Source organism: Myxococcus vastator (assembly GCF_010894475.1).
Taxonomy (GTDB): Bacteria; Myxococcota; Myxococcia; order Myxococcales; family Myxococcaceae; genus Myxococcus; species Myxococcus vastator.
In genome coordinates this window covers 1-3914 of record NZ_JAAIYB010000606.1, presented here as the reverse complement: position 1 = coordinate 3914, position 3914 = coordinate 1, and the positions used below count along the sequence as shown (strand labels likewise).

General features: G+C 73.1%; 3 protein-coding genes and 1 pseudogene. All 4 read left to right on the top strand.

What is annotated here, in order from left to right:
- Positions 1–366 (top strand): annotated as a pseudogene (locus tag G4D87_RS34760) (hypothetical protein); the annotation flags it as partial.
- Between the two features lies 1 nt (position 367).
- Complete coding sequence (locus G4D87_RS34755; RefSeq protein WP_205507836.1) at positions 368–1366, top strand: AAA family ATPase; 999 nt, start codon at positions 368–370, stop codon at positions 1364–1366.
- A gap of 34 nt (positions 1367–1400) precedes the next feature.
- On the top strand, positions 1401–3113 hold the full coding sequence (locus tag G4D87_RS34750; protein WP_240358846.1) for a hypothetical protein: 1713 nt from the start codon (positions 1401–1403) through the stop codon (positions 3111–3113).
- The coding region (locus G4D87_RS34745; RefSeq protein WP_163786966.1) for an ABC transporter ATP-binding protein at positions 3110–3914 on the top strand (805 nt) is incomplete at its 3' end. The genes G4D87_RS34750 and G4D87_RS34745, both read left to right, overlap by 4 nt.

The window sequence follows — 3914 nt, the reverse complement described above, 5'->3', positions numbered from 1 at the left end:
GGCGAGGGGCAATCCGGCGCGGGCCAGCAGGGGCATGCGAGCCGGGGCGTGCAGCGAGGCGCGGGTGTGTCGCGCGGTGGCGGGAGCCAACCGCTCGTCTTTGGCGACGAGGCGGAGATGGACCCGGAGCGGCTCGCGTTCGAGCCGCTGCCTCCCGGACAAGGGGGCGACGAGGGCGAGGAGCTCTGGGGCCTCCGGGCCGCGGACCCTCGGCGGCGCGCGGGCCCGGCCGGGCCTGGCGGCGCGCAGGGCACGCAGGCGCGGGGCGATGCGACGGCGGGGCCCGGTGCGGCGCCGCTGCTTCCCCGCAACCGGGACATGGTGAGGCGGTACTTTGGTGGCGAGTCGTCTGGAAGGGGGCAATGACGTGGCAGCGGAGCTTCTCAGTCCCGCCGAGGCACAAGGAGCGGCGGAGGTGGCGGGCCGGCTCAAGGACGAGCTGAACACCGTCATGCTGGATCAGGAGTCCGTCGTCGAGCAGGTGGTCGTGGCGGTGCTCGCGCGCGGGCACGTCCTGCTGGAGGGTCTGCCCGGTCTGGGCAAGACGGAGCTGTGCAAGGCGCTGGCGCGGCTGCTGTCGCTGCCCTTCCGCCGCATCCAGTTCACCCCCGACCTGCTGCCCGGCGACATCACCGGCACCTATGTGCTGGAAGGCGACGGCCGCCGCGACTTCGTCTTCCGCGAGGGCCCGCTCTTCGCCAGCCTGGTGCTGGCGGACGAAATCAACCGCTCCAGCCCGAAGACGCAGTCCGCGCTGCTGGAGGCCATGCAGGAGCGCAGCGTCACCGTGCTGGGGCAGACGCGGCCGTTGCCGGACCCCTTCTTCGTGCTCGCCACGCAGAACCCCATCGAGCTGGAGGGCACCTATCCGCTGCCCGAGGCGCAGCTCGACCGGTTCCTCTTCCGCATCCAGGTGCCCCCCGTGGGCGCGAAGACGCTGCGCGCGCTGCTCACCACGCGCGTGCGGGGCGCGCCGCCGGAGCTGTCGCCGGTGCTGGACGCGGAGGGCCTGGGCCGCCTCTTCGCCGCCGCGGACCGCGTGCACCTGCCCGGCCCCGTGGCGGACTTCATCGGCCGGCTGGTGGAGGCCTCCGACCCACGCCAGCCGTCGGCGCCCGACGCCGTGCGCCGCTTCGTCCGATATGGCGCCAGTCCTCGCGCGGCGCTCGCGCTCGCGGCCGCCGGGCGCGCGCTGGCCCTGCTGCGAGGCAGGCCCAACGTGAGCTTCGATGACGTGGTGGCCGCCGCGCCCTCCACCCTCAACCACCGGCTGGTGCTCGCCTACGAGGCCTCGCTGGAGAAGGTCAGCGCGGCCGACGTGGTGCGCGCCCTGCTCCAGGCCATCCCCGAGGTGCCGCGTGCGTAGCGCGGTGCTGACCGCCGGTGTCCTGCTCTGCGTCATGGGAGGCTCGCGGGCCCTCGCCAGGTCGCTCGTGGAAGAGGCCGCGCCCACCGGCTACGGGTACCGCGATGCTTCCGGAACCACCGATACGCGGGAGCACGGCGACCTGCGCATCACCCACCGGCCCAGTGTGCTGAAGCCGGAGCGCGGCTACACCCCTTTCGATGTCGTGCTCCAGAACTCGGGGCCCGTGCCGCTCCAGGTCCGTCTGGCCTTCCAGGGGCATTCGAGCTCCGGCCCGAGAACCGCCGAGCGCACGGTGGAGGTGGCGCCGCGTCAGCGGCTCGTCACCTGGCTGTTCGTGCCAGCGGAGGTGCAAGCGGGGAGCCTCAGGGTGGAGTCGCCCGGCCTGGCTTCGCTGGCGCCCCTCGCCCACGCCGCAGTCTATCTGGAGCGTTCCACGGGTGGGACGGTGTTGGTGCTGGGGACGCTCAAGGACTTCGACGACACGTCGGGGGTGCCTCGGGTGGAGGCGACCGGGAGCCCGCTGTTCTCCGTGCGCACCATTGACCCGCGCGACGCGCCCAGGGAGCTGTCCGCCTACGTGGGCCACTCCGTGGTGATGGTGCCAGGCGACCTGGCTTCCGTGCCCGCGGATGTCTGGGCCGTGCTGGAGGCGTACGCCATCACGGGAGGGCGGCTCGTCCTGCCGCAGGTGTCGAGCAGCCTGACGGACCGTCTGCCGTTGCTCCCCGCGGAAGGCTCCCGGGATGCCGTGCCGTATGGCTTTGGCCGGGTGTGGCTGTGTGGCGCCGCGCTCGAATGCGGGCAGGCCTTGAACGCGATGCTGGGGGAGCTCATCCCGGGGCCGGTGAAGCCCGCTGGGGACGCGCCTCGGTGGGAGCGAAGCAACCTGCTCGCCGGGGGCATCGCGCCGCTGCTGGAGCATGCCAACACGCCCGTGGGGCGGTTCCTGCTGCTCATCTTCGCCTTCGTGCTGGCGGTGGGGCCGGGCGGGCTGATGCTGGCGCGGCGCCGAGGGCCGGTGGCGGTGCTGGTGGCGGTGCCCCTGGTGTCGGTCATCACCTGTGTGGCGCTCGTGACCTGGTCGGTGCTCGTGGATGGCTTTGCCGTGCACGCCGCGCGCTACAGCCTCACATGGCTGGACGCGGAGCGCTCGCGCTCGGTGACGCTCGGCGTCTCCGCCTGGTACGCCAACGTGTCTTCGGGGCCGGTGCGCTTCCCGGCGACGAGCGCGCTGCTGGCACCGGACAACGCCGACGAGATGCTGGCGGACCTGGACTGGACACAGGGCCTGACGGTGACGCATGGCTTCCTGCCGCCACGGACCTACCGTGAGTGGGGCGAGGTGGCCGTGCTGCCTTCTCGCGCCCGGCTCGTCGTCCGGAAGGAAGGCGGCACCGTCCGCGTCCAGAACGCGCTGGGGTCGCGGCTGGAGCAGGGCTACGTCCGGGTGAACAGCCAGACCTACGCGCTGCCCGCGCTGGAGGATGGCGCGGAAGGAGCCCTGGGCGAGCCGCTGCCCGCGAGCGAGACGCCGGTGAGCCAGGTGTTGTCCGGCGTGAAGGGGCAGTCGCTCGCCGCGGGACGTCTGGCGGCGGGCGAGGCGCACTTCCGCGCTCCGCTTCCGGAGGGCGGCTTCATCGCGCGGCTGGGGGGCTTGGGGCCGGCGCCCTCGTCCGCCGTTGAAGTGGAGTTGGAGGCCGGCGTTCACCTGGTGCGAGGCCAGTCGGAAGGGGGGCGGCCATGAGCCTGCTGGAGGTGAAGGGGCTGCGGCGCGACTACGGGCCGCTGCGCGCGGTGGATGGCGTGTCGTTCTCCCTGGAGGCCGGCAGCATCCTGGGCTTCATCGGGCCCAACGGCGCGGGCAAGAGCACCACGCTGCGCATCCTGGCCACGCTGGACGTGCCCACGTCGGGCGAGGTGCTGCTGGACGGGCACTCGCTGGTGGATGCACCGGACCGGGCGCGTCCGCTCATCGGCTACATGCCGGACCGGTACGGCACCTACGACGACGTCACCGTCTTCGAGTTCCTGGACTTCTTCGCGCGCGCCTATGGACTGAAGGGCGCGGCGCGCCGGCAGCGCGTGGAGTCGGTGATGGGGTTCACCGGGCTCACCCCCCTGGCGGACCGGCTCACCACCGCGCTGTCCAAGGGCATGCGGCAGCGCGTGGCGCTGGGGCGCACGCTGCTGCACGACCCGTCGCTGCTGCTGCTGGACGAGCCCGCGGACGGGTTGGACCCGCGCGCCCGCATCGAGCTGCGCGAGCTGCTCCGCGCCCTGGCGGACCAGGGCAAGGCGGTCATCATCTCCAGCCACATCCTCACGGAGCTGGCGGAGATTTGCGACACCTGCGCCATCATCGAGCAGGGGCGGCTGCTGGCCACCGGGAAGGTGGCGGACCTGCTCCAGCAGCAGGAGGCGGGCGCGGCGGTGACGCCCGAGCTGACGGTGCGGCTGGCCGTGGGCGACGCGGGCAACGCCGTCTGGGAGCGCGCTGAGCGGCTGCTCCTGGAGCAGCCGCGCGTGAAGCGGGTGGCGCGGGAGG

What these genes read in the sequence shown, in the direction of transcription:
- G4D87_RS34750 (WP_240358846.1), top strand. Translation starts at nt 1,401, where the DNA reads ATGGGAGGCTCGCGGGCCCTCGCCAGGTCGCTCGTGGAAGAGGCCGCG.